This is a genomic window from Streptomyces katrae, assembly GCF_000966975.1.
Lineage (GTDB): Bacteria > Actinomycetota > Actinomycetes > Streptomycetales > Streptomycetaceae > Streptomyces > Streptomyces katrae.
This window is the reverse complement of record NZ_JZWV01001227.1, coordinates 1-3,544: the sequence shown is the minus strand read 5'-3', so window position 1 is coordinate 3,544 and position 3,544 is coordinate 1. Positions and strand designations below refer to the sequence as shown.

At 71.5% G+C, this 3,544-nt stretch carries 4 protein-coding genes and 2 pseudogenes; 4 read left to right on the top strand and 2 right to left on the bottom strand.

Annotated elements, in window-relative coordinates:
• Positions 1-82 precede the first annotated feature (82 nt).
• The 3 genes and pseudogenes from VR44_RS49325 to VR44_RS35350 all read left to right on the top strand — a co-directional run.
• Positions 83-223: pseudogene (locus VR44_RS49325) on the top strand (HtaA domain-containing protein); the annotation flags it as partial.
• 40 nt (positions 224-263) lie between these two features.
• A pseudogene (locus VR44_RS45590) lies at positions 264-821 on the top strand (HtaA domain-containing protein); the annotation flags it as partial.
• A 30-nt stretch (positions 822-851) separates the two neighbouring features.
• Positions 852-1,502, top strand: coding sequence for a PhzF family phenazine biosynthesis protein (locus VR44_RS35350; protein ID WP_045951745.1), 651 nt, complete (start codon positions 852-854; stop codon positions 1,500-1,502).
• A 43-nt stretch (positions 1,503-1,545) separates the two neighbouring features.
• Here VR44_RS35350 and VR44_RS35345 read toward each other — a convergent pair whose 3' ends face one another.
• Both VR44_RS35345 and map read right to left on the bottom strand, forming a co-directional pair.
• The gene (locus VR44_RS35345; RefSeq protein WP_045951744.1) at positions 1,546-2,193 is read right to left on the bottom strand and encodes a biliverdin-producing heme oxygenase; all 648 of its coding nucleotides are present in this window, start codon (positions 2,191-2,193) and stop codon (positions 1,546-1,548) included.
• Positions 2,194-2,322: 129 nt separating this feature from the next.
• Entirely contained in the window at positions 2,323-3,180 is an 858-nt protein-coding gene (gene map, locus VR44_RS35340) for a type I methionyl aminopeptidase (protein WP_045951743.1), read from the bottom strand.
• Between the two features lie 91 nt (positions 3,181-3,271).
• Here map and VR44_RS35335 point away from each other — a divergent pair, with 91 nt between their 5' ends.
• The gene (locus VR44_RS35335) at positions 3,272-3,526 is read left to right on the top strand and encodes a hypothetical protein (RefSeq protein ID WP_045951742.1); all 255 of its coding nucleotides are present in this window, start codon (positions 3,272-3,274) and stop codon (positions 3,524-3,526) included.
• Positions 3,527-3,544: the final 18 nt, after the last annotated feature.

The following is a 3,544-nucleotide window of genomic DNA, read 5'->3' as shown; positions in this document are numbered from 1 at the left end:
CCACCACCCCCGCCCCTCCGTCACCCCGTCGGGCGCCGCCACCCCGCCCGCCGGCGGCCCGTGGCAGCTCCGGAGCGGCAAACTGGCCTGGGGGGTCAAGGAGTCCTTCCGCACCTACGTCACGAAGTCGGGCGGCAGCATCACCCCCGAGGGCGGCGCCGCCAAGGACGGCGACAGCTTCTCCTTCAGCGGCGGCACGGGCACCCTCGACGCCAAGTCCCGGAAGCTCAAAGTCCCGGAAGCTCAGCGCCTCCTTCCAGGGCAGCCTGCGCTTCCAGTACCAGGCCGACCACATCGACCTGACCTTCGCCAACGTCCGCATCGACGTCCAGGGCACCAAGGGCACCCTGGTCCTGGACGTGAAGAACGCCGCCGGGACCAAGACCGGAGTCCCCTTCGCCAGCCTCGACCTGACGAAGGCCGACTACAAGACCAAGGACGGCCTCCTCACCCTGAACGCCGTCCGCACCGCCCTCACCGCCGAGGGCGCGGCCGCCTTCTCCGTCGACGGCACCCGCTCCGACCACCACGCCGGCGAGCGGGTCGACGACGTGAACCTCTCGGTCTCCGTGGACAAGGAAGCCCCCCGCCCGACCTCCAGCCCGACCTCCAGCCCCACGGCCACCGCCACCACGGGCGGCACCACGGGCGGCACGACGGGCGGCACGGTCGGCGGATCCACCGGCGGCAACCTCGCCTCCACCGGCTCCGGCGTCCCGGCCGGCGCCCTCCTCGCCTCCTCCGGCGCCGTCGTCGCCGTCGGCGCGGGCACGGTCTACCTGGCCCGCCGCCGGCGCGACGGGGCGGCCGCGCGGAACTGAGCCCCGGCGGACCCGTGCTTGAATGCCGCTGTGAACGATCTCGACGTGATCAAGGTGTTCTGCGCGGGTGACGGCCGGCACGGCAACCTGCTCGGAGTCGTCCGCGACGGCCGCACCGTCCCGGACGACGCGGCCCGGCAGGCCCTCGCCGCCGAACTGGGCTACAGCGAGACGGTGTTCGTCGACGACCCCGAACGCGGGGTCGTCGACATCCGCACCCCCGGCACCCGGATGTCCTTCGCCGGGCACCCCCTGGTCGGACTCGCCTGGCTGCTCGACATCGAGGAGCTCCAGCCGCCCGTCGGATCCGTATGGGCCCGCCACGACGGCGAGTTCACCTGGATCACGGCCCGCCCCGAGTGGGTCGTCGGCAAGCGCACGCAGCAGTACGCCAGCGCGGCCGAGGTCGAGGCCCTGCCCACCCCGCCGCCCGGCGAGGGCTGGCTCTACGCGTGGGCCTGGGAGGACGAGCCGGCCGGCCGGATCCGCGCCCGGGGCTTCCCGCGCCGCCCCGACGGGGCCATCCCCGAGGACGAGGCCACCGGCTCGGCGGCGATCCTCCTCACCGCCGAACTGAACCGCGCCCTGAACATCACCCAGGGCGCCGGCTCCCAGCTCCTCACGGCCCCGGCCCCGGACGGCACGGTGGAACTGGGCGGCCGCGTCCGCTTCGCCTCGTAGCCCCGCGCGCCACCCGTTCCCGCTCGGCCCTACGCGCTGAGCCCTACGCGCTGAGCGGGAACTCCTCCCCGAGCTCCCGGAACACGGCCCCGTTGAAGTCGAAGGCCCGCTTGCACTCGTCGACGATCCGCCGCTTCTCCAGATCGTCGGCGGCGATCGCGTCGAGCAGCTCCCGGTACTCCCGCTTGAACGCCGCCGGATTGGCGATGTCCGCGAAGACGTAGAACCGCACCCCGTCGCCCTTGCGCTCGAAGCCCCAGGTGCGCTCCGCCTTGTCCCGGATGATCTGCCCGCCGGAGAGGTCGCCCAGGTAGCGGGTGTAGTGGTGGGCGACGTACCCGCCCGGCCAGCTCCGCGCGCACTGCGCGACCCGGTCCGCGTACGCCCGCGTCGCGGGCAGGGCCGTCACGCCCTCCCGCCAGCCGGGCCCGATCAGGTGCGCCAGGTCGCGCTCGATCTCCGCGACGCGCATCAGCTCGGGCCGGATGAACGGCCCCGCGACCGGGTCCTCGCGGAGGGCGTCGGCCGCGTCCTCCAGCGCCCGGTACACGAACCACAGCTGCTCGGTGTAGCGGGTGTAGGCCTCCACGCCGAGCCGGCCGCCGAGCAGGTCGCTCATGAAGGCGGAGGTCTCGGCTTCGGTGTGCTGCTCCTGCGAGGCGACACGGATGAGCGTGGAGAAGGCGTCCAAGACGGACCTCCGGGGAGAGGAATCGGGCGCGGCGACACCGCCGCCACGCCCGATCCTCCTGCTTAGGCATACCTAAGTCAATGTGTTGCCGACGTCCTGTCGGTAAAAAGTCCCCTACGGCGGAAGCCGCTACGGCAGGGTGAGGATCTCCGCCCCCGTCTCCGTCACCACCAGCGTGTGCTCGAACTGCGCGGTCCGCTTGCGGTCCTTCGTGACGACCGTCCAGCCGTCGTCCCACATGTCGTACTCGTGGGTGCCCAGCGTCAGCATCGGCTCGATCGTGAACGTCATGCCCGGCTCCATGACGGTCGTCGCGTGCGGGCTGTCGTAGTGCGGGATGATCAGGCCGGAGTGGAAGGACGAATTGATCCCGTGCCCGGTGAAGTCCCGGACCACCCCGTAGCCGAACCGCTTCGCGTACGACTCGATGACCCGGCCGATGACGTTGATCTGGCGGCCGGGCTTGACCGCCTTGATCGCCCGGTTCAGGGCCTCGCGGGTGCGCTCCACCAGCAGCCGCGACTCCTCGTCCACCTCGCCGCACAGGTAGGTGGCGTTGTTGTCGCCGTGCACCCCGCCGATGTACGCGGTCACGTCGAGGTTCACGATGTCGCCGTCACGCAGGACGGTCGAGTCGGGGATGCCGTGGCAGATGACCTCGTTGAGCGAGGAGCACAGCGACTTGGGGAAGCCCCGGTAGCCGAGCGTCGACGGGTAGGCGCCGTGGTCGCACATGTACTCGTGCGCGACCCGGTCCAGCTCGTCCGTGGTCACCCCCGGCGCGATGTGCTTGGCGGCCTCCTCCATCGCCTGCGCGGCGATGCGGCCGGCGATGCGCATCGCCTCGATGGTCTCGGCGGACTGAACCTCCGGTCCGGTGTACGGCTTGGGGCCGGGCTTGCCCACGTACTCGGGCCGGCGGATGTTTCCGGGAACGGAACGGGCGGGAGAGAGCTCGCCTGGTACGAGCAGCGACTGGCCAGACATGCAGCGAGTGTATCCAGCGGCCGTGGGGCAGCATGGCGCTGTAGAAGAGGACCGAGAGGGACCGAGAAGGACCGAGAGGAGCCTGGGGACGATGGCCCTGTTCAAGAAGCGCCAGGTGGGCAAACCGGGCGAGTGGTACTACTGCCTGGTCCACAAGAAGGTCGAGGAGGGCCCGGAGTGCCCGGCCAAGGACCGCTTCGGCCCGTACACGAGCCCCGAGGAAGCCGCCCACGCCATGGAGACGGCCCAGGAACGCAACCTCGAATGGCAGAACGACCCCAAGTGGAACGACAAGACCCGCGAGGGCCAGGAGGAGGGGGAGGACACCGGCACCGCGACCCCCTGAGGCCCCGCCCCTACCAGC

Excerpts from the sequence above, each read along its gene's own strand:
- map (WP_045951743.1), bottom strand. The coding sequence starts at position 3,180 with ATGTCTGGCCAGTCGCTGCTCGTACCAGGCGAGCTCTCTCCCGCCCGT.
- VR44_RS35335 (WP_045951742.1), top strand. The coding sequence starts at position 3,272 with ATGGCCCTGTTCAAGAAGCGCCAGGTGGGCAAACCGGGCGAGTGGTAC.